At 47.1% G+C, this 20,151-nt stretch carries 20 protein-coding genes; 12 read left to right on the forward strand and 8 right to left on the reverse strand.

The features are described 5' to 3' along the window. Window positions 1-15: 15 nt before the first annotated feature. Genes IRJ16_RS08530 through IRJ16_RS08540 form a run of 3 tightly spaced genes read right to left on the reverse strand, consistent with a single transcriptional unit; the run spans window position 16 to window position 1,129 of the window. The gene (locus IRJ16_RS08530) at window positions 16-375 is read right to left on the reverse strand and encodes a PIN domain-containing protein (protein WP_194111135.1); all 360 of its coding nucleotides are present in this window, start codon (window positions 373-375) and stop codon (window positions 16-18) included. Between the two features lie 35 nt (window positions 376-410). Further along, window positions 411-650 (reverse strand): hypothetical protein, encoded by a 240-nt coding sequence (locus IRJ16_RS08535; RefSeq protein ID WP_194111136.1) that lies wholly within the window; start codon window positions 648-650, stop codon window positions 411-413. Window positions 651-697: 47 nt separating this feature from the next. Further along, window positions 698-1,129: a hypothetical protein gene (locus tag IRJ16_RS08540; RefSeq protein ID WP_194111137.1), complete on the reverse strand. Its 432-nt coding sequence runs from the start codon at window positions 1,127-1,129 to the stop codon at window positions 698-700. Window positions 1,130-1,357: 228 nt separating this feature from the next. On the opposite strand from IRJ16_RS08540, the gene IRJ16_RS08545 reads away from it, so the two are divergent. The 3 genes from IRJ16_RS08545 (at window position 1,358) to IRJ16_RS08555 (ending at window position 4,754) form a co-directional block, all read left to right on the forward strand. Continuing rightward, window positions 1,358-3,625: an aconitate hydratase gene (locus tag IRJ16_RS08545; protein WP_194111138.1), complete on the forward strand. Its 2,268-nt coding sequence runs from the start codon at window positions 1,358-1,360 to the stop codon at window positions 3,623-3,625. 121 nt (window positions 3,626-3,746) lie between these two features. Beyond that, window positions 3,747-4,217, forward strand: coding sequence for a hypothetical protein (locus tag IRJ16_RS08550; protein WP_194111139.1), 471 nt, complete (start codon window positions 3,747-3,749; stop codon window positions 4,215-4,217). A gap of 246 nt (window positions 4,218-4,463) precedes the next feature. Continuing rightward, the gene (locus IRJ16_RS08555) at window positions 4,464-4,754 is read left to right on the forward strand and encodes a hypothetical protein (RefSeq protein ID WP_194111140.1); all 291 of its coding nucleotides are present in this window, start codon (window positions 4,464-4,466) and stop codon (window positions 4,752-4,754) included. A gap of 160 nt (window positions 4,755-4,914) precedes the next feature. Here the strand turns inward: IRJ16_RS08555 and IRJ16_RS08560 are convergent, their stop codons facing one another. Continuing rightward, entirely contained in the window at window positions 4,915-5,652 is a 738-nt protein-coding gene (locus IRJ16_RS08560; protein ID WP_194111141.1) for an SDR family NAD(P)-dependent oxidoreductase, read from the reverse strand. 97 nt (window positions 5,653-5,749) lie between these two features. Beyond that, entirely contained in the window at window positions 5,750-6,319 is a 570-nt protein-coding gene (locus tag IRJ16_RS08565; RefSeq protein ID WP_194111142.1) for a Crp/Fnr family transcriptional regulator, read from the reverse strand. A 52-nt stretch (window positions 6,320-6,371) separates the two neighbouring features. On the opposite strand from IRJ16_RS08565, the gene IRJ16_RS08570 reads away from it, so the two are divergent. Continuing rightward, on the forward strand, window positions 6,372-6,743 hold the full coding sequence (locus IRJ16_RS08570; protein WP_194111143.1) for a DUF5655 domain-containing protein: 372 nt from the start codon (window positions 6,372-6,374) through the stop codon (window positions 6,741-6,743). Between the two features lie 165 nt (window positions 6,744-6,908). Then, window positions 6,909-7,436, forward strand: coding sequence for a signal peptidase II (lspA, locus tag IRJ16_RS08575; protein ID WP_194111144.1), 528 nt, complete (start codon window positions 6,909-6,911; stop codon window positions 7,434-7,436). A 440-nt stretch (window positions 7,437-7,876) separates the two neighbouring features. On the opposite strand, the gene IRJ16_RS08580 is transcribed toward lspA, so the two are convergent. Then, window positions 7,877-8,935 (reverse strand): nucleoid-associated protein, encoded by a 1,059-nt coding sequence (locus tag IRJ16_RS08580; protein WP_194111145.1) that lies wholly within the window; start codon window positions 8,933-8,935, stop codon window positions 7,877-7,879. Between the two features lie 154 nt (window positions 8,936-9,089). Between IRJ16_RS08580 and mnmE the strand changes: the two genes are divergently transcribed. The 7 genes from mnmE (at window position 9,090) to IRJ16_RS08615 (ending at window position 18,476) form a co-directional block, all read left to right on the forward strand. Beyond that, window positions 9,090-10,466, forward strand: a complete 1,377-nt coding sequence (gene mnmE, locus IRJ16_RS08585; RefSeq protein ID WP_194111146.1) for a tRNA uridine-5-carboxymethylaminomethyl(34) synthesis GTPase MnmE — start codon at window positions 9,090-9,092, stop codon at window positions 10,464-10,466. Window positions 10,467-10,523: 57 nt separating this feature from the next. Then, window positions 10,524-11,438, forward strand: a complete 915-nt coding sequence (locus IRJ16_RS08590; protein ID WP_194111147.1) for a pirin family protein — start codon at window positions 10,524-10,526, stop codon at window positions 11,436-11,438. Between the two features lie 54 nt (window positions 11,439-11,492). Next, complete coding sequence (locus IRJ16_RS08595; protein WP_194111148.1) at window positions 11,493-11,852, forward strand: DUF2200 domain-containing protein; 360 nt, start codon at window positions 11,493-11,495, stop codon at window positions 11,850-11,852. A gap of 190 nt (window positions 11,853-12,042) precedes the next feature. Continuing rightward, the gene (locus IRJ16_RS08600; RefSeq protein WP_194111149.1) at window positions 12,043-12,435 is read left to right on the forward strand and encodes a hypothetical protein; all 393 of its coding nucleotides are present in this window, start codon (window positions 12,043-12,045) and stop codon (window positions 12,433-12,435) included. 102 nt (window positions 12,436-12,537) lie between these two features. Beyond that, on the forward strand, window positions 12,538-13,674 hold the full coding sequence (locus IRJ16_RS08605) for an efflux RND transporter periplasmic adaptor subunit (RefSeq protein ID WP_228079952.1): 1,137 nt from the start codon (window positions 12,538-12,540) through the stop codon (window positions 13,672-13,674). Between the two features lie 178 nt (window positions 13,675-13,852). Beyond that, on the forward strand, window positions 13,853-17,023 hold the full coding sequence (locus IRJ16_RS08610; protein ID WP_194111150.1) for an efflux RND transporter permease subunit: 3,171 nt from the start codon (window positions 13,853-13,855) through the stop codon (window positions 17,021-17,023). A gap of 4 nt (window positions 17,024-17,027) precedes the next feature. After that, window positions 17,028-18,476 (forward strand): TolC family protein, encoded by a 1,449-nt coding sequence (locus tag IRJ16_RS08615; protein ID WP_194111151.1) that lies wholly within the window; start codon window positions 17,028-17,030, stop codon window positions 18,474-18,476. A 348-nt stretch (window positions 18,477-18,824) separates the two neighbouring features. On the opposite strand, the gene IRJ16_RS08620 is transcribed toward IRJ16_RS08615, so the two are convergent. Further along, the gene (locus IRJ16_RS08620; protein WP_194111152.1) at window positions 18,825-18,995 is read right to left on the reverse strand and encodes a hypothetical protein; all 171 of its coding nucleotides are present in this window, start codon (window positions 18,993-18,995) and stop codon (window positions 18,825-18,827) included. 86 nt (window positions 18,996-19,081) lie between these two features. Continuing rightward, the gene (gene tsaD, locus IRJ16_RS08625; RefSeq protein ID WP_194111153.1) at window positions 19,082-20,083 is read right to left on the reverse strand and encodes a tRNA (adenosine(37)-N6)-threonylcarbamoyltransferase complex transferase subunit TsaD; all 1,002 of its coding nucleotides are present in this window, start codon (window positions 20,081-20,083) and stop codon (window positions 19,082-19,084) included. Window positions 20,084-20,151 lie beyond the last annotated feature (68 nt).

Below are 20,151 nucleotides of genomic sequence, written 5' to 3' on the forward strand. Positions count from 1 at the left end.
GGTAACGCCCATTGGTTAGATGAATGGGTTGATGATCTTTAACTGCTTCTCTACCAGCAGACCGTGTTGCATATCTTCGGAATACAACGTAGTACAACCTGCTTCTAAGGCAAAAGCAACAATGATCGCATCGAACATTTGAAATTGATATTTTCGGATCAGACTTTCTGCCAAGCGGTATGCTTTCAGTTCTGAATTAGCTAATTGGCAATATGGCAACCAAACCATCAGCGCGTCCATTGCACTTTGCTTGGACATTCTTAACCTTTTGTGGCAGACATTCAAATACTCGCTGATGACCTGCGGTGATACAAGAGGACCGACCGTTACCAATCCATTGGCGACATCTCGCTTGGGGGACCGCCTCGCTATCATGTAAATAGATCAATACATTAGTATCGATAGCGGTATTACTCATAGTCGTTAGCTTCGTCCCTGTCAAATTTAAAACCTGACAGATTTACCCTGTATTTAGCTAACGCATTATTTATCTCATTTGCACGTGCATGATCATGAGTATTTAAGATACTCTCGGATTTTTCCGTTTGCTCGATTTCGAAAGCAAGCACTTCTATTCTTTTACCCACCAGATCATCGCGGAGTTCGAGCGTAAGGCTATTTGTTTCTGATGTCAGTATTGTCCGTATCATAATAACAAATTTAACTAATAAAGATGATGTAAGCAAAAAGCCCCAACCTACCGCCCCCTCACAAAATAGCTATCATCATACACATAGACCTTAGACCGCTTATTCTCCTTTTGATAATAAGAGCCATGGCGTAGGATCAAACTGTCGGTTGTCAGTTTGATGATCTCGATATCGGTCGTTATCGCTCCTCTCGTTCCTCGCATTTGGAAACCGATCTTGGTATGATCGTAGTTAAATACCCACTTGCCTTTTGATGATATTACTTTTGTAAAATTAGCGGATCCTATCCGCTCGAAAGCACCGTTTTGAATGAAAGACAGTTTGGTGCGACTGCCATTAGGAAGGGGCTGTGTTTCCGCCGAACCATAAGGCTTAACAGAAACTTGAACCCACTGGTGGCAGATGAGTTTCATAGCGTCGCCACCCGCTTTCAACGACATCAAAATTATTGCAATAAAGATCAAGCCGAGCATTCGCATAACTATTGATTTAGTTTTACTAAAGTAGAAAAATTCTAATAACAAAACCCAACTCCTAATACACCAAGCTCCTACCTCTCCATCTCTCTTATTTAGAATATATCCAAATAAGATTTACACAGCCGTCCGCTAAAAAAAACTTTGCAAATTTTGTAGCTTCGCCAACTAAAGGCTGTGGTGAGTTTAAACCAGTCCACGGCTATTCTTTACACTAAAGATCAATAAGATATGGCTTTTGATTTAGATATGATCAAAAAGGTTTACGACCGTTACGCAACCCGCACCGCGGCTGCACGTACCGCTACCGGCAAACCCTTAACTTTAACCGAGAAAATTTTATATGCCCACTTAAGCGAAGGTGATGCTAAAACAGCATTCGGTCGTGGTGTGGACTACGTTGACTTTGCACCAGATCGCGTGGCGATGCAGGATGCTACCGCCCAGATGGCCCTGTTGCAGTTTATGCAAGCTGGTCGCCCGCAGGTGGCCGTACCATCAACCGTGCATTGCGATCACTTGATACAGGCCAAAATTGGCGCTGTTGAGGACTTGCATACTGCAGTTGACATTAATAAAGAAGTTTATGATTTCCTGGCATCAGTATCGGATAAATATGGTATCGGTTTCTGGAAAGCAGGTGCAGGTATCATTCACCAGGTAGTGTTAGAGAACTACGCTTTCCCGGGTGGTATGATGATCGGTACCGATAGCCACACCCCTAACGCGGGTGGTTTAGGCATGATCGCGATCGGTGTTGGCGGTGCCGACGCTTGCGACGTAATGGCCGGCTTGCCATGGGAGCTTAAATTCCCTAAGCTGATCGGTGTAAAACTGACCGGCAAATTATCGGGCTGGACATCTGCAAAAGACGTTATCTTAAAAGTGGCTGGTATCCTTACCGTTAAAGGTGGTACAGGCGCTATTGTTGAATATTTTGGCGAAGGCGCGCAGTCGCTTTCGGCTACCGGTAAAGGTACCATCTGTAACATGGGTGCCGAGATCGGTGCTACTACTTCAGTATTTGGTTACGACGAAAAGATCGCTATTTACCTGAAAGGTACTGAGCGTGCTGACATAGCTGAACTGGCTGACGCTGTTGCCGAGCACTTAACAGGTGACCCAGAGGTTTACGCTAACCCTGAGCAATATTTTGATCAGGTGATCGAAATTAACCTGAGCGAGTTGGAGCCGCAGATCAACGGTCCGTTCACTCCGGACCTGGCTTGGCCACTGTCTAAATTTGCTACCGCGGTTAAAGAGAACAACTGGCCTGTTAAATTAGAGGTTGGCCTGATCGGTTCTTGCACCAACTCGTCTTACGAGGATATCACCCGCGCCGCGTCTATCGCCAAACAAGCTATTGATAAAGGCCTGAAAGCTAAAGCTGAATATACGGTAACCCCGGGTTCGGAATTGGTACGTTACACTGTAGAGCGTGACGGTTACCTGAACACTTTTGAGCAGATCGGTGGTGTGGTATTGGCTAACGCTTGCGGTCCGTGTATCGGTCAATGGGCACGTCATACAGATGATCCTACCCGCAAAAACTCTATCATCACCTCATTCAACCGGAACTTTGCTAAACGCCAGGACGGTAACCCTAATACGCACGCTTTTGTAGCCTCTCCGGAGATCGTTACGGCGTTCGCTATTGCAGGTGACCTTACTTTTAACCCGATCACTGATACGCTGACCAACGAGGCAGGCGAACAAGTGAAACTGGACGAGCCACTGGGTATAGAAATGCCGATCAAAGGCTTCGCGGTAGAAGATGCAGGTTATCAGGCACCGGCAGAGGATGGCAGCGCGGTACAGGTTATCGTTAGCCCTACTTCGGCACGTTTACAATTGCTTGATCCATTTAAAGCTTGGGAAGGTACCGACATTAGCGGCCTGAAATTGCTGATCAAAGCTAAAGGTAAATGTACTACCGACCACATTTCGATGGCGGGCCCATGGTTGAAATTCCGTGGTCACCTGGATAACATCAGTAACAACATGCTGATCGGTGCGATCAACTACTATAACAACAATGCCGACAGCGTGAAGAACGCGTTGACAGGTGAGTACGGTCCGGTACCGGCCACTCAGCGTGATTATAAGGCCCATGGCATCGGTTCTATCGTTGTTGGTGACGAGAACTATGGCGAAGGTTCATCTCGCGAGCACGCGGCGATGGAGCCACGTCACTTAGGTGTTCGCGCGATCTTGGTGAAATCTTTCGCCCGTATCCACGAGACCAACCTGAAGAAACAAGGCATGTTGGGTATCACCTTTGCGGACACTGCCGATTACGACAAGATCCAGGAGGATGACACGATCGATATCACCGGTCTGACCACCTTTGCACCGGGCAAACAATTAACCGTTGTATTGCACCACGCAGATGGCACTACCGAAAGCTTCCCGGTTAACCACACCTACAATGCACAGCAAATAGAGTGGTTCAAAGCCGGTGGCGCGTTGAATATCATCCGTGCACAGATGGCTAAATAAGCTGAAAGGTTAAAGGCGAAAGCTGAAAGGTCTTTTAGAGATAATATGAGCCTCTCCAAAATGGAGAGGCTTTTTTTGTTGATATGCGGATCTTTTATAACTTAGTTCAAAACTAAGCTTTATGACGACTGAAGATACTACTGAAATTTCTCCGCTTATACCTGAGAAAAAATATTACACGCCTAAAATGATACAGATCGGAACGTTTTTAGGAGGACCTATAGCTGCCGGGTATTTTATCAGCAACAACTATAAAGCATTTAGTAAAGCTAAGAAAGTAAGGCTGGTATGGCTATATACCATCATAGCTTCTTTTATCATATTCGGAGTGGTGCTGATCTTACCTGCTGATGCCGCTACCAACCGTGGCTCTCTAAAATATCTTGTACCACTTCTGTACTCTTGGGCGGCGTTCAGTTTGGTTAAATACTTGCAAGAAGGCCTTATAAACGAGCACGTGGCCTCCGGCGGTACCAATTACGGTTGGGGTCGTGTGATATTGATCAGCATAATTGGCTGTGCTATTACTTTCGCAGCACTTTTTATAGTGTTATTCGTATTGTTAACATTATTCCCATCTTTGGATATTTAAGGTCACAATGACACACATAACCTCTCAAGAAAACCACGATATCTCCCCTTTCCTTGCCGGTAAAAGCGAGCATATAGTTATACGGAAATAAGCTAAAAGGTTAAAGGCGAAAGCTGAAAGGTCTTTTTGATATGATATGAGCCTCTCCAATTTTGGAGAGGCTTTTTTGTTGAATGCATATTGACTCTTGCAAATGTTGATCGAACTTATTATTTTCATAGCACTTAGGTTAATTAAAATAATTACATGCAAAACGACCAAAACCTTGAACCGGCAGATGCCCTAACCCCGGCTACCGCTACCGCCCCTATCGAAGCTGAAACTTTCGACACATCAGCCGAAGACCAACAGGCCATTAACGATCATAACGACAGGTTATACGCCGCATTTCGCGAACAAGCCCAAAAAGATATGATATATGGCGCTCTTTGGTGCGTTGGCGGCACAGTGCTCACCATAGCGGATGTAGGCTTTATTTTTTGGGGTGCTATAGTTTTCGGCGGTATCCAGTTTTTTAAAGGCCTGTCTAATTACTAGCTGATGATTACTTTGGCACCCGGCGAAGAACTCCATTCATCCAAATTTCTATCCGGCAAAAGCAAGTACACTTTGATGTTGCTCAATGAGGTATCAAAATAAAGGGGCCTCTCCATTTGAAGAAGCCCCTCACAATAACGGTTAGATTGCAAGGTGTGATTTACACCTGCGCCAAACCACCATCCACAAACAACTCTACACCGGTGATATAGCTGGAATCCGAAGAAGCAAGGAACAAAGCGGTCGATGCGATCTCTTCTGACGAACCGAAGCGGCCCATTGGGATCTTTTCGATAAATACATCCCTGGTCTCTTGTGGTACACCGTCGAAAGTGGCGGTATCAATGGAACCCGGGCTGATCACGTTCACACGGATCTTGCGTGGTTGTAATTCCAGTGTCCAGGTGCGGGCGAAGGAACGGAGAGCGGCTTTACTTGCGCTGTAGACACCCATGCCCGGCAGACCTTTTACCGTAGCAATAGAGCCGGTCATGATCACCGATGCGCCGTTGGTCAACAAGGGTAAAGCTTTTTGCACAGTGAAGATGGTGCCTTTTACGTTGACATCGAATACACGGTCGTATTCATCGGGAGTGATAGTATCTACACCAACGTTCCAATGACCGACGCCGGCACTTGCATACAGTACATCTATTTGGCCTTTTTCTTTTTTAACGATATCGAACAGGCGGTCAAGGTCCTCCAGGTTACCTGCGTCGCCCTGCACACCGGTAACGTTACTGCCGATCTCTTTTACGGCAGCGTCCAGTTGCTCCTGCCTGCGGCCTGTGATGTATACGTAAGCGCCTTCTGCTACAAATAATTTAGCGGTTGCTAAAGCCATTCCGCTGGTTGCGCCGGTTATTACGGCGACTTTATTTTCTAATTTACGTGACATGATATTTTGCTTTTTTGTTATGAAGCAAAATTGCCTAATACCGGCCCATCAGAACGATGAGGTTTGTCAAGAAAACAATTGACAAATGTCAAGCGCCTCAGCGTTTGTTACGCAGCCGGCTCAAGGTTTCAGGCTTGATGCCGAGGTACGAGGCGATCATGGCTTGCGGCGCACGCAAGGCGAATTGCGGGTAACGTTGCACAAAGTTGTGGTACTTTTCTTCGGCCGTGCTGCTGATCACTTCGTTAATGCGGTTTTGTGAGGTGATAAAACTTTTATCGAGGATATCGCTGATCATCTTTTTAAAGACCGGGAGTTTATCCATCAGCATATTCATATCCGCCTTGGCAAATAGCAATACTTCAGCATCTTCGATAGCATCGATATTATATTTACTCGGCGTGCCATTGACCAAACTTTCGCGGTCGCTGATCCACCAGTTCTCCATCGCAAAGCGGATGATATGCTCATTGCCCTTATCATCAACCGAATATGTGCGAAGCAATCCTTTGGTAATGAAACAGTGATAGCGGCAAACGTCGCCCTCCTGCAGCAGATATTGGCGTTTCCGTAACTTCCTAATATGACTTGCCGACTCAAGGATGGCGAACTCATCTTCACTCACCTCGGCATGATCCAACACGTATCTTTTAAATATATCGACCACGTAGCTAATTTAGCAATTGAGCCGATCAATAGATATATTTACTGAACACAATATGACATCCCAAGAAAACCACGACATCTCCCCTTTTCTCGCCGGCAAAAGCGAGCATACACTAATGCTGTTCGATCATTTTATAAGTCGGTTTCAGGAGATAGGCCCGATCGATGTGGAGGCGACCAAAACCATGATCGGTATCTCCAACAGTAATAAACGCATTGCCTGGGTAACGCAATTGGGTAAGAATTTTATCCACGTAGTTTTCCCTTTTAAGCAGGAGTATGCGGATAACCTCTGCTTCCAAAAGGTAGGCCACGTGCCGGGGCAGAGCCAGGTGAACCATCATTTCAGGATGTTACAGGTTGACGATCTGAACGAAGAGGTGTTGGGATTTATGAAGTTGGCCTATGAAGAGGAAAATGGCTGAGACTTAATCTATCAAATAACTGATAATCAGTTATTTAAATTAAATTGAAAATGAAAAATGTTAACCTTTGTCAACTTTCCTTAAAGTTAAAAGACAATCGACCATTGACCATACCCTGCCGCAATTAAAAGATATTTCTTACGTTTGAACTTCCAAATATTGAAGATGAAAAGTGCAAAGACCATAACCCTGATCAAGATCGCGATCATCCTGCTGGTGATATCCGTCAACATCGGCTGCGATCAGGTATCTAAAAATATCGTCCGTAATAATATATCCGAGAGCCAGCTGATCGGCTATGTTGGCGGCCATTTTACGCTGATGAAGGTAGAGAATACCGGTGCGTTCCTAAGCTTGGGTAACAACATCCCGACCATCTTTAAATACATCCTGCTTATCGGTATGCCGATATTGATGCTGCTCGGTTCTGTGATATTTCTGATCATTAAGAAAGTGCCACGTATTCCACTGATCGGTGCCTGTTTTGTGATCGGCGGCGGCATCGGTAATATCTACGACCGTATCCTGTACGGCTCGGTTACCGATTTTATGCATATCCGTTTCGGCGCTTTGCAGACCGGCGTATTCAATATGGCCGATGTATCGGTTACTGTCGGCGCGTCGATGTTGTTTATTTGGTATTTTTTGGAGGATAGGAAAGCGAAGAAATTTAAGGAGGCGGAGACCGCGTAATGAGACCGGTTGCACAATGATTCCTAAACTTTATAATATCGTCGGCATTGGAACTATTACTTATAAACGTGGTATGGCTCACAATAGGTGCAGTCATTATTGCACTTTCTTTTTGGATCGTTAACGGGACTGAAAAGGTTCAATGCCCAAAATGTAAAAGTAAAAACGTACATGTAGATAGCCGCCGAAGATCCCTACGTATCTTAGTACTATGTATATTTATATTGACAATGGCAAGCGTGGGAATTTATGGGCTTATCTTAGAGAAAGACCTCGACCTTGTGATCTTATCAGGTCTCAGCTTATTTTCCTTACTGATACTGATCTTCGGTATAAGAGCTATTGTATTTTCTATAAAAGCCATAGTGCTTAGAATCACCAAATACAAATGCCGATACTGCAAAAATAAGTTTACCGAACCGATGATTGTGTAGCCCCTCCTACTGCTCCTCTCTAAAATAAACCTTATAATAATTCATCGACTTTTCGTCGTCGAAACCTTTCTCTATCAGTTTATTATCACCGTGGATATAGATATGGAAGTTCTTGTCCAATTTTAGCACGCTCTTGTAAACGCGTTGCTGTTTTTTTACGGCATTGTCCGATATCTGGAAGTTATCGTTGATCGGAGTGTCGAATTCCTCCTCGTAGCTGCTTTTATAAGCTTTGAAAGACTCGACCGCCTCGGGGTTGCCGATCACCTCCTGACCGAACTCGTCGATATCGAAGGTCTCTTTCTCTTTAAAGTATTTCATGCTGCGGTTAAGCAGGTCTATCTTATCAGCCTTGCTCATCTCAAATTCATCATCCAGCTTTTGGGTTACGAAGTTTTTGTAGATGCTTAGCGTATTGTTGGTCTGGTTAAAGCTATCGTTACGGATCTTCAACTGCAGGAACTGGTCTTTCCAATACACGGCGGCCTCGCTGCTGGTGTTGGTCTTATCGATCACTACCACTTTATAGCCGTTCTCTTTTTCGATATTAAAGATCAGGCAGCCTTTATCCAGTTTGTTGATATTGATGGCATTCTCTTCGTAGTCGACACCAAAGCCGTTATCCTCAGGATAGACTTTAAGGTAGGTCTCTTTATTCTCAGATTTGAAGATACCGATCACATCCAGTTGGTTACCCTCTATCTGCACATCGTGAAAATATGCCACGTATAACTCACCTGGTTTAATATTGGGATGATTGCTAACATTATACAGTTGTTTTGCGATCTGTTCGGACGCTTCATGAAATTTTTCGGGATCCTCAAAAGCCATCGTCGCGAAGTGGTGCAGCACGTTCAGGTTCAGATCATCGCTCGGGTGCATCAGGTGATAGACCTCGTTAGCTTTTTCGAACGGCGTCAGGAAGTATTTCATCAACAGCTTCGGGATCAACTCATCCTTTAACTCTAAAGGCTGTTCAGACAGCGCGTAAAGCTCATTGAGCGATTGATTGCCAACATGATGTACAGAAATTTTATCCAATGAAGCGTCGAAATGAGTTACCATAATATCTGCGAAGGTAAATAATTGTCATTGAGTCATTGGGTCATTGAGTCATTATTTTAGCGAGGGGTTGACAATGGGGCTTAGGAACATTGTTCTTTTATACCGACTTTTGTATTTGGTCAAAAGCCTAATGACTCGATGACCCAATGACCCAATGACGTTATACCAGGAAGATACCATCGTCGCATTAGCCACCGCCAACGGCGTAGGCGCTATCGGCGTTATTCGTTTGTCCGGACCGCAAGCCATCACCATCGCCAACAGCGTTTTTAAAGGCAAGGACCTGACCAAACAGGTTAGCCATACTATCCACTTTGGTAACGTTGTAGATGGCGACGTGATATTGGACGAGGTGTTGATGTCGATCTTTGTTGGTCCCCGCTCCTACACGCGCGAGAATGTGGTAGAAATATCCTGCCACGGGTCAAATTACATTATCGAGTCGATCATTAAACTGCTGATCAAACGTGGTGCCCGAGCCGCCAAAGCCGGCGAGTTCACTATGCGCGCCTTCCTGAACGGCCAGCTGGACCTATCCCAAGCCGAGGCCGTTGCCGACCTGATCGCCGCCAATTCTAAAGCATCACAACAAGCGGCTATGCAGCAGCTTCGTGGTGGTTTCAGCAACCAATTAGCAGCCCTACGCGAACAGTTGGTGAACTTTGCCTCGCTAATAGAACTGGAATTGGATTTTAGCGAAGAGGATGTAGAATTTGCTAATCGAGATCAATTGCGCCAACTGGTGATCAATATAGAAAATGTGGTGAGCAAGCTGATCCAGTCTTTTGAGCTGGGTAATGCCATTAAACAAGGCGTGAACACCGTGATCGCCGGTCGCCCCAATGCAGGCAAATCAACCTTGCTGAATGCACTCCTAAACGAGGATCGCGCCATCGTAAGCCACATAGCCGGCACCACCCGCGACACGATCGAAGAAGTATTAAATATCAACGGCATCAACTTCCGTCTGATAGACACTGCCGGCATCCGCGAAGCTACCGACACAGTTGAACAGATCGGCGTAGCCAAAACGATGGAGAAGATCAGTCAGACAGCGATACTGCTTTACGTTTACGATGCCTTAGAACTTTCTGTTGTTGACCTGCAAGCAGACATTGCCGAACTGGTAAAACCAGGCATACCAGCTATCATCGTAGCTAATAAAACAGATCTGCTGGATGATGTCTACACCCTCGACCTTCCCCTACCAAAAGGCACCGACCTGGTACAGATATCCGCCAAAGAGAAACAACATATCGACGAGTTAAAACAACTGATATACACCAAAACCGTAAAAGGTCAATTGAGTGCAGATGAAACCCTGATCACCAACATCCGCCACCTGGAAGCGCTGCAACGTACGCAAGATGCTTTGATACGAGTTTTAGACGGTATCGGCAGCCAAACAACTTCTGATTTTTTGGCGATGGATATTAAGCAGGGGTTACATTATTTAGGTGAGATTACGGGGGCTGTATCTACAGATGATCTGCTGGATAATATATTTAGTAAGTTCTGTATCGGCAAGTGACCTCATTTGCAATTCTCCACCCCACCCCGTAATTTGCTTGCACAAATACCACCACCCATGTTAGACATCGTCATCCCTGCCCGCACGGCCGACATCACGCCCGGCTTCTCCGTTAAACGCATATTGCCTTATCAGCTTAGGCGCATGGTAGGTCCGTTCATTTTTGTGGATCATGGCGGGCCGGTGGATATGTCTACCTCTGCGGCCAGCACGCTGGATGTACTACCGCACCCGCATATCGGGTTATCGACAGTGAGTTATTTATTTAGTGGCGAGGTCACGCACCGCGATTCGCTTGGGGTGGAGCAGGTGATCAAACCCGGTGAAGTGAACTGGATGACGGCCGGCAAAGGCATCGCACACAGCGAACGTTTCGAGGACCCGGCTATACGGGCCGGCGGTAAACTGGAGATGATACAGACCTGGGTAGCCCTACCCGAGATGGATGAAGAGGCCGACCCTTCGTTTAAAAATTTTACCGCGGATCAATTACCTGTTTTTACGGACACCGGCGTTTGGATGCGCCTGATCGCCGGCGATGCGTTTGGCTTAAAAAGTGAAGTACCGACCAACTCTCCCCTATTCTATCTGCATGTAGTGTTGGATCAGGGCAGCCGCTTCGGTATCCCAACGGGTTATGCCGAGCGGGGTGTTTACATTGCTAAAGGCAGCCTTACCGTTAACGGGATCAATTACACGGCTGGGCAATTATTGGTATTCAGCAAGGGTGTGGATCCGGTGATCGTTGCGGCCGAACATTCTACTTTAATGATGCTTGGCGGCGAACATCTTGGCGACCGTTACATCTGGTGGAACTTTGTATCCAGTCGCAAAGAGCGCATCGAACAAGCCAAAGAAGACTGGAAGCAAGGCCGGATCATTTTACCACCGAACGATAACGAGGAATTCATCCCTCTGCCCAATATCAACTCCAGACCAGCCGGAGGGCCTCCGCCAAATGCGTTGTCGTAATTCTGCTACCAATGTTTTGAATTTATCCCCTACCTTTGAGTAAAACGCATCATCATGGACGACAAAAACGTAGCCCGGGTTTATAAAATGTCATTCGCAGGTGTTTACCCGCATTACATCGCCAAAGCCGAAAAGAAAGGTCGTACCAAAGCCGAGGTTGACGAGGTGATCTTTTGGCTGACGGGCTACAACGCCGCCGATCTGCAGCGCATCCTTGATGATAAGACCAACTTCGAGGACTTCTTTAATAGTGCTCCCCTGCTGAATCCGAACGCCGACAAGATCACCGGGGTCATCTGTGGTTATCGTGTCGAAAATATCGAAGAACCATTGATGCAAAAAGTGCGCTATCTGGATAAACTGATAGATGAACTGGCCAAGGGTAAGGCGATGGAGAAGATCCTTCGGAAATAAGGATGCTAAACATTTTTTACAGATCTGCACGACCGGGATGTGCATCTTAGTTAACTACTCTCTAACCCGCTCTCTATCAAAACCTCATGCTGTAGTTTTTCTTTCAAAAACGTAAAATATCTACAGATCTGTTACAAAATTTATATCAATCCAACTTGTAATGCTTACCAACTTTCATTATATTTGCTATATGCTGAAAAGATGGGCTCACATACTTATTTCTGCATGGCTGATCAATGCCTTGATCTGCTTCCATCCCAATAACTTTTTAGAGTGTGATAATGACGGGGCTATCACTTCGTTCGATGAACGCTTTCCGTACAACACCGCTGTCGACATTTTTTTCAACTATGTTAATGCCGATAACGACCAGCCTGAAGATGGCACTCAGCACCGCATAGCCCACAGCAAGCGTTATATAGGCGCACGTTCTTTTGTTCTTAACATTGTTCCCCCATTCGTTCAGGAGTTCAAGCCTGTCGAACATATAGAGGCCATTGCCCGCAAGCATTTCCGCGCATGGGATAATAAGATATTCCTGCCGCCGCTGCACCATTTCCTCTTCCGGCTCAGTCCCTTCTAAATATTACTATGCGCTAACGTGACGGTTTCCCCGTCGCGCTGTTTATTGTATTGAACGGTAGTCTTGCTTAAACTACCATCACCTGCCATAGTAAGATCAAAAATGAAAAACACATCATTTATGGGCTTTTTAATGCCCGTAATTTTGGCTGCCTTTGTGTGCGGTTGCACGGCCACCAGCAAAGACACAGCTACACAAGAAGAAGAAAGACCGGAGCTGCCGGTAGTTACCTTAAAAACGGTCGATACCGTATTAAAGTCGGCCTATGTTGCCGATGTACAGGCCGTTAAGAACGTAGAGATACGCACCCGCGTTAAAGGCTTTTTAGAAAAGATCTATGTCGACGAAGGCCAACCTGTAAAAAAAGGCCAGCTCCTGTTCAAGATCAACGATGAAGAATACCGTGTTATGCTGAGCAAGGCTAAAGCTGCTTTGAGCAACGCCCAAGCCGCCGTTCGCGCTACTGAATTAGAGAACGCCCGCATTAAAATGCTGGTCGACAAAAAAGTAATATCCAAATCTGAATTGGATGTCGCTGCCGCCAAATTGACTGCCGACCTGGCCACCGTAGACGAAGCCCGCTCGACCGTGCAAAGCGCCGAGAACCACATGGCTTACACCAGCCTGCGTGCGCCTTTTGATGGCATCATCGACCGTATCCCGTTGAAAGCAGGATCATTATTAGAAGAAGGCGCATTGCTGACCGATATTTCTGACATCAGCTCCATGTTCGCCTATTTCAGTTTCCCCGAGAACGAATATCTGAAGTACGAGCGCAACAAGAATACCGGCACAGCCGACCGTAATGTTACCCTGTCATTATCTGACGGTAGCAGCTACAAGCACGCAGGTAAAATAGAGATCATCGAAGCTCAGATCGAACAAAGCACCGGCTCTATCGATCTGCGGGCGCGTTTCCCAAATCCGGAGAAGTTGCTACGCCACGGTGCTACCGCTAAGTTGTATATCACCTCGGCCGCCGATTCGGTGATACTGGTACCACAGCAATCCGTATTCGACATTCAGGATAAGAGCTATGTTTATTTGGTAGACAACAACAACACCCTGCACATCAAAAGTATTGTACCGATCACCCGTTTAGCGCACAACTATGTGGTTAAAGGCAGTTTACAGCCCGGCGACCGTATACTGTACGAGGGAACCCAAGGTGTAAGGGACGGCCAGACCATCAAACCAGTGGTTAAAGCCAAAGCAGCCCTGGTTGCCCTTGCAAAGTAATTGACCGACAGGTCGATGTCATTAAGTTAAGGAAAAGATCTTTTAATCAGTTGTCTGTGTCCTCACAGACAACTGATACCGAACTATGACCTGTCGTTTGTGAGGACACAAACGACGGGTGGAATGATATCGCCTTAAAGGATTTTACTCTTTTATTTCACGTCTATCAACATAAACTATGTTCGAAACTTTCATTAAGCGACCAGTGCTGTCGCTGGTGATCAGCTTGCTGATCACCTTGGTGGGGGTTCTTGCGCTTTTGCAATTACCTATCACCCAATTTCCTGATATCGTACCACCTTCGGTAACGGTTACCGCTAACTATACCGGTGCCAATGCCGAAGTTTGCGCCAAAGCGGTAGCCACCCCGCTGGAGCGTGCTATTAACGGTGTACCCGGTATGACCTACATGTCTACCGTGTGCAGTAACGATGGTTTGACCATCATTGAAGTGTTCTTTAAAGTGGGGACCGACCCCGACGTGGCTGCCGTAAGTGTGCAGAACCGCGTATCTACCATTATAGATGAGTTGCCCGAAGAGGTTATCAAGGCCGGGGTAACTACCGAGAAAGAGGTGAACAGTATGCTGATGTACCTTAACGTAATGAGTAAGGACAGCACTGCCGACGAGAAATTCATTTACAACTTTGCCGACATAAACGTTTTGCAGGAGCTAAAACGTATTGAAGGTGTGGGCCGTGCCGAGATCATGGGTGCCAAAGAATATGCGATGCGTGTTTGGCTGAAACCGGATCGCATGGCCGCCTACAAAGTATCGACTGATGACGTTATCAAAGCCATCCGATCACAGAACGTGGAGGCCGCGCCGGGTAAAACAGGCCAAAGCTCTGACCGATCGCCACAATTGTTGCAGTATGTGTTGAAATATCCGGGCAAGTTCTTCCAGCCCGAAGAATATAGGAACATCGTATTAAGGGCCAATACCAACGGATCTGTGCTGAGGTTGCAGGATATTGCCGAGGTAGAATTTGGATCCCTAAGCTATGGCATGGTATCCAAAACCGACGGCAAGCCATCGGCATCTATCATGATCAAGCAACGCCCGGGATCTAACGCCCGCGAGGTTATCGAGAATATTAAGACCCGTATGGCCGAGCTGCAAAAGACCTCGTTCCCGTCGGGTATCATCTATAACGTTAACTATGATGTTTCCAAGTTCCTTGACGCATCTATCCACGAGGTATTACGTACCCTGGTAGAGGCTTTCTTGCTGGTGTTCATTGTGGTATTCATCTTCTTACAGGACTGGCGTTCAACCCTCATCCCGGCGCTTGCTGTTCCCGTCGCTTTGATCGGTACGCTGGCCTGTATGCAGATGTTAGGTTTCTCTATCAACTTGCTGACCTTGTTCGCCCTGGTACTGGCTATCGGTATCGTAGTGGATAATGCCATCGTAGTGGTAGAGGCCGTGCACGTAAAGATGCACGAGGAGCATCTATCGCCTATGGACGCTACGGTGAGCGCCATGAAAGAGATCAGCGGGGCTATCGTCGCCATCACACTGGTGATGTCGGCAGTATTCGTTCCGGTGGCCTTTATGGATGGACCGGTGGGGGTATTCTACCGTCAGTTCTCGTTAACGCTGGCCTTCTCTATTGTGATATCGGGTATTAACGCGGTAACGCTTACCCCTGCCCTTTGCGCCCTGATGTTGAAGCACACCGACCCGACCAAAGGTAACGGTCTGCTGCCGCGCTTCTTCCGTGGTTTTAATAAACGTTACGATGGAGTATCGGGCAAGTATCAATGGTTGTTAGGCAAGATCGCCAGCAGAAGGCTGATCACTGTTGCGATGTTGGTGTTCTTCATCATCGCTACCTGGGGCTTTAACGCTATCCTGCCGGGCGGTTTTATCCCTACCGAGGATCAGGGTGTGATCTACGCCAACGTGACCACACCGCCGGGTGCGACAGTCGAGCGTACCGAACAAGTGTTGACCGCCATTCAGCAAAAAGCGCAAAAGATGGAGGACGTGGAATCGGTATCTACCCTATCGGGCTATAGCTTGGTGAACAACATTGCCGGTGCATCTTACGGTATGGTGATGATCAACCTGAAGCCCTGGGACGAGCGTAAAGCCGGGGTGAATGACGTAATGGGTGATATTCAAAAGCAGACCAAGAACATTGCTGACGCAACCATCCAATACTTCCCGCCGCCAACAGTGCCGGGCTTTGGTAATTCCAGCGGTTTCGAGATAAGGGTGCTGGACAAAACAGGTTCAGGCGACTTGCAAAAGACCGCCGAAGTGACCAACAACTTTATTAAAGAGTTGAACAACACCGCGGCAGTAGATGGCTCGTTCAGTAGTTTTGATGCTAATTTTCCGCAGTACATGGTAACCGTTGACCAGGCTATGGCAGCGCAAAAAGGCGTTACGATAGACGAAGCGATGTCGACCCTGCAAACACTGATGGGTAGTTTTTACGCGTCTAACTTTATCCGTTTTGGTCAGCTGTATAAGGTGATGGTGCAAGCCTCGCCCGAGTTCAGGACCAAGCCCGAGGATGTATTGAAACTGGCTATCAAGAACGACAAGGGCGAGATGGTACCTTTCTCTACCTTCCTGCAAATGAAACGCATTTTAGGGCCCGAGCAGATCACGCGTTACAATATGTACATATCGGCCATGGTTACGGGTGATGCCGCGCCGGGCTACAGTAGCGGCGACGCGATCAAGGCCATACAGGAGACCGCCGATAAGCACCTGCCTAAAGGCTTCAGCTTCGAGTGGTCGGGTATGACGCGGGAGCAGATCCTATCCGGCGACCAGGTGATCTACATCTTCATCATCTGTCTGGTGTTCGTTTACCTGTTATTAGCTGCTCAGTATGAGAGCTTCCTGTTGCCGATACCGGTCATCCTGTCGTTACCTACGGGTATCTTCGGTGCTTTCTTCTTCCTGAAGATATTAGGTTTGGAGAGCAACATTTACGCGCAGGTAGCCTTGGTAATGCTCATCGGTCTGTTAGGTAAAAATGCCATTTTGATCATCGAGTTCGCGGTGCAAAGGCAGCGCGAGGGTGCTACCGTATTGCAAGCCGCAATTGAGGGCTCGGTATCGCGTTTACGCCCTATCTTGATGACCTCGCTGGCATTCGTAGCGGGTCTCTTCCCGTTGGTGATCGCATCGGGCGCGGGTGCGTTAGGTAACCGCTCTATCGGTACGGCCGCCGCGGGTGGTATGTTGTTCGGTACCATCTTTGGTCTGATCATTATACCGGGTCTGTATGTAATGTTTGCCAGCATGGCCAAGATCAAACCTACAGAACCAAAGCCGGCCGGCGCACATGTAGACCATCATCACGACCCTGTAAACCTTAATTAATACTATGCTGAATTATCGAATAAAACATAAATACAAGCTATTTACAGCCCTGCTTCTGCTTACGGCCGCGGGCTGTAAGTACAAGGCCGTTGTAATAAAGTCGGACATGGCGGTGCCGGATACTTACACAGGTGGTAATGATACCACCACCATAGCGGCCGTGCCGGTCAATATTTTTTTTAATGATGCCGCGCTGCGTACGCTGATCGATAGCGCCCTCGTGCGCAACTTTGACCGCCAGTCGGCATTGCAGCACCTTGAAATGGCTACCGCCAACTTGCGCTACACCAAAACGCTGATGCTACCGCAAGTGAACGCCGTTGCTACCGCCGCTGCAGATAAATACGGCAAATACACCATGAGTGGCGTCGGTAACTTTGACACCAACCTATCAGGCAATATTGACGATAACCAGCGCGTAGGTACCAACCCAACGCCTGATTACTTTGTGGGCTTACGTGCCTCCTGGGAGGTTGATCTTTGGGGTAAGCTGAATAACCAAAAGAAAGCGGCCATGGCCCGTTTCCTGGCGTCAAAAGCAGGTTATAAGTTGATCACTACCGAACTTTCGGCACAGATCGCGATATCTTATTACCAATTGATGGGGCTGGATACCGAGCGTGAGATCATCCGCCGTAACATCGTTTTGCAAGAGAACGCGTTAGAGATCGTGAAAATCCAAAAGTCAGGCGGCCGAGCTACCGAACTGGCCGTGCAACAATTTGCCGCGCAATTGGCTAACACCAAGGGATTAGGCTACGGTATATCGCAACAGATCACCGAAGCTGAGAACCAGCTTAACTTGCTGACCGGCAATTTTAACAAGCAGATCAAACGCGATACCTCTATCATCGCCTTACCGATGCCACAGAATGTGAGCGCAGGCATCCCCGCGCAGCTACTATTGAACCGCCCGGATATACGCCAGGCCGAGTTTGAATTGACCGCCTTTAACGCCGACATCCGTTCGGCAAGGGCAGCGTTCTTCCCAAGTCTGACCATTACGCCGTATGTGGGTTATAACTCGTTCAAGGCAGCGTTACTGTTCAACCCATCATCGGCTGTATTCGGTTTGATCGGCGGGTTGACCGCCCCGGTTTTAAATCGCCGCAAGATCAAAACCGACTACGAGTTTAAGCTAGCCGAAGCTCGTCAGGCCTTATTCCAGTATCAAAAGACCATCGTCACCGGTTATCAGGAAGTGTTGAATGGCATTAAAGGTGTAGAGAACTACAGCAAATATTACGAGCTAAAACAAACGGAAGTAGCGGCTCTTAAGAACGCTGTATCTGTAGCCAATGACCTGTACGTGGTGGGCCGTGCCTCTTATTTAGAGGTGATCACTGCCCAACGCAGTGTTTTAGATGCTGAACTGGAACTGGCTAACATCAAGAAGAATGTATTTATGAACCAGATAGGTTTGTACAGGGCGCTTGGTGGGGGTTGGAGATAGGGTTCAACATCCCAATTGTCAAGCTGAGGAACGAAGCACCTTGACGCGTTGCATGGCAGCTATGCTACTAAACGAACGTCACGACCATTCATCGGGGCGTTCGTTTATTTACGGTCCGCATTCCATTAGGACAAACGGTGCGTTATATCATCAGTGATGTCACTTTCTTTTTTCCGCAAAAAGAAAGTAACCAAAGAAAAACTCCCGGCTGTGGGTATCGTCTACCGACGGTCTGCGCGAAGGCAGGGACAGTAGATACCGACGATTCCCAATGCCGGAGAAGAGATAGCATATTTCAGGTCCGTGCTTTGGCAGAGTTCGGTAAACACTGCCCACTACAACTGCAAACTATTTCCCGCCCGTTTTCAGATACATGTAGGTTATCCCCACAACCAGCAGGATAAATAAAAAGATCAGTCCGGTGATGCCTTTCTTTTTGTCCTGACGCATTATCCAAACCATTAAGGCAACAAGCGGCAATACAAAGATCGCCCAGAATATTAGTGATGGTAAACTCATAGTCTTAGTTCATAGTTAATAGATCGCAGTTCATGGTCGGGAGTTCTTTTTACTATGAACTATCATCCATGAACTATGAACTCATTTTAAAACGGCATCCTTGCCAATGGTGCTATATCTTGCCCTACAAATTCGCCTTTTAAGTATTTGTAGTAGCCGGCAATAGCTATCATGGCGGCGTTGTCGGTACAGTATTCAAATTTCGGGATGAAGGCGTTCCAGCCTTGTTGCTCGCAAAGTTCGGTCAGTCCCTGGCGTAAGCCGGTATTGGCTGATACGCCGCCTGCTAAGGCAATATCTTTGATGCCGTATTCTATCGCGGCGCGTTTCAATTTATTGAGCAGGATGGTAACCACGCGGTATTCTACAGATGCGCAGATATCGGCCATGTTCTCTTGCAGAAAGTCAGGGTTGGTCTTAACGTTATCACGGATAAAGTACATGATGGATGTCTTCAATCCGCTAAAGCTAAAATCATAATTCGGGATCTGTGGCTCGGGGAATTTGTAGGCACCGCGGTTACCCTGGCGCGCGTATTTATCTATCAGCGGACCACCCGGGTATGGCAGGCCTAACACCTTGCTGGTCTTGTCTAAGGCTTCGCCGGCAGCGTCATCTGTAGTTTGACCGATGATCTCCATATCGAAGTAGTCTTTTACTAAGACGATCTGCGTATGCCCTCCCGAAACCGTCAAACACAGGAAAGGAAAACTGGGTTTATGATCGCCGATAAAATGAGCCAAAACGTGGCCTTGCATGTGGTTCACCTCGATCAAAGGTTTATCTAAAGCCAGTGCGAACGACTTGGCAAAGGACACGCCCACCAATAAAGAACCTAAAAGACCCGGACCGCGTGTAAAAGCTACCGCGTCTATGTCATTTTTGTTTACTTTTGCCTTTGATATAGCCTGTTGAACAGCGGGGATGATATTTTGCTGATGCACGCGTGAAGCCAGTTCGGGCACAACGCCGCCATAAGCCTCGTGAATGGTCTGATTAGCGATCACATTGCTTAAGATCTCGCCATTCATACACACCGAGGCCGATGTTTCATCGCACGAAGATTCTATTCCAAGTATTACAGGCACGTTCGTCTAATTTTGAATTATTGATGGAGTGAATGAGTGAATATGCGGTTAATTTTATTAAACCAAAT

The organism is Mucilaginibacter myungsuensis, from assembly GCF_015222005.1.
GTDB classification, from domain to species: domain Bacteria; phylum Bacteroidota; class Bacteroidia; order Sphingobacteriales; family Sphingobacteriaceae; genus Mucilaginibacter; species Mucilaginibacter myungsuensis.

Coding starts and splice junctions, on each gene's coding strand:
- IRJ16_RS08550 (WP_194111139.1), top strand. CDS start 3,747: ATGACGACTGAAGATACTACTGAAATTTCTCCGCTTATACCTGAGAAA.
- IRJ16_RS08530 (WP_194111135.1), bottom strand. CDS start 375: ATGATAGCGAGGCGGTCCCCCAAGCGAGATGTCGCCAATGGATTGGTA.
- IRJ16_RS08560 (WP_194111141.1), bottom strand. CDS start 5,652: ATGTCACGTAAATTAGAAAATAAAGTCGCCGTAATAACCGGCGCAACC.
- IRJ16_RS08600 (WP_194111149.1), top strand. CDS start 12,043: ATGCTGAAAAGATGGGCTCACATACTTATTTCTGCATGGCTGATCAAT.
- IRJ16_RS08555 (WP_194111140.1), top strand. CDS start 4,464: ATGCAAAACGACCAAAACCTTGAACCGGCAGATGCCCTAACCCCGGCT.
- IRJ16_RS08580 (WP_194111145.1), bottom strand. CDS start 8,935: ATGGTAACTCATTTCGACGCTTCATTGGATAAAATTTCTGTACATCAT.
- lspA (WP_194111144.1), top strand. CDS start 6,909: ATGAAAAGTGCAAAGACCATAACCCTGATCAAGATCGCGATCATCCTG.
- IRJ16_RS08605 (WP_228079952.1), top strand. CDS start 12,538: ATGAAAAACACATCATTTATGGGCTTTTTAATGCCCGTAATTTTGGCT.
- IRJ16_RS08570 (WP_194111143.1), top strand. CDS start 6,372: ATGACATCCCAAGAAAACCACGACATCTCCCCTTTTCTCGCCGGCAAA.
- IRJ16_RS08540 (WP_194111137.1), bottom strand. CDS start 1,129: ATGCGAATGCTCGGCTTGATCTTTATTGCAATAATTTTGATGTCGTTG.
- mnmE (WP_194111146.1), top strand. CDS start 9,090: ATGACGTTATACCAGGAAGATACCATCGTCGCATTAGCCACCGCCAAC.
- IRJ16_RS08610 (WP_194111150.1), top strand. CDS start 13,853: ATGTTCGAAACTTTCATTAAGCGACCAGTGCTGTCGCTGGTGATCAGC.
- IRJ16_RS08615 (WP_194111151.1), top strand. CDS start 17,028: ATGCTGAATTATCGAATAAAACATAAATACAAGCTATTTACAGCCCTG.
- IRJ16_RS08590 (WP_194111147.1), top strand. CDS start 10,524: ATGTTAGACATCGTCATCCCTGCCCGCACGGCCGACATCACGCCCGGC.
- IRJ16_RS08595 (WP_194111148.1), top strand. CDS start 11,493: ATGGACGACAAAAACGTAGCCCGGGTTTATAAAATGTCATTCGCAGGT.
- IRJ16_RS08545 (WP_194111138.1), top strand. CDS start 1,358: ATGGCTTTTGATTTAGATATGATCAAAAAGGTTTACGACCGTTACGCA.
- IRJ16_RS08620 (WP_194111152.1), bottom strand. CDS start 18,995: ATGAGTTTACCATCACTAATATTCTGGGCGATCTTTGTATTGCCGCTT.
- IRJ16_RS08535 (WP_194111136.1), bottom strand. CDS start 650: ATGATACGGACAATACTGACATCAGAAACAAATAGCCTTACGCTCGAA.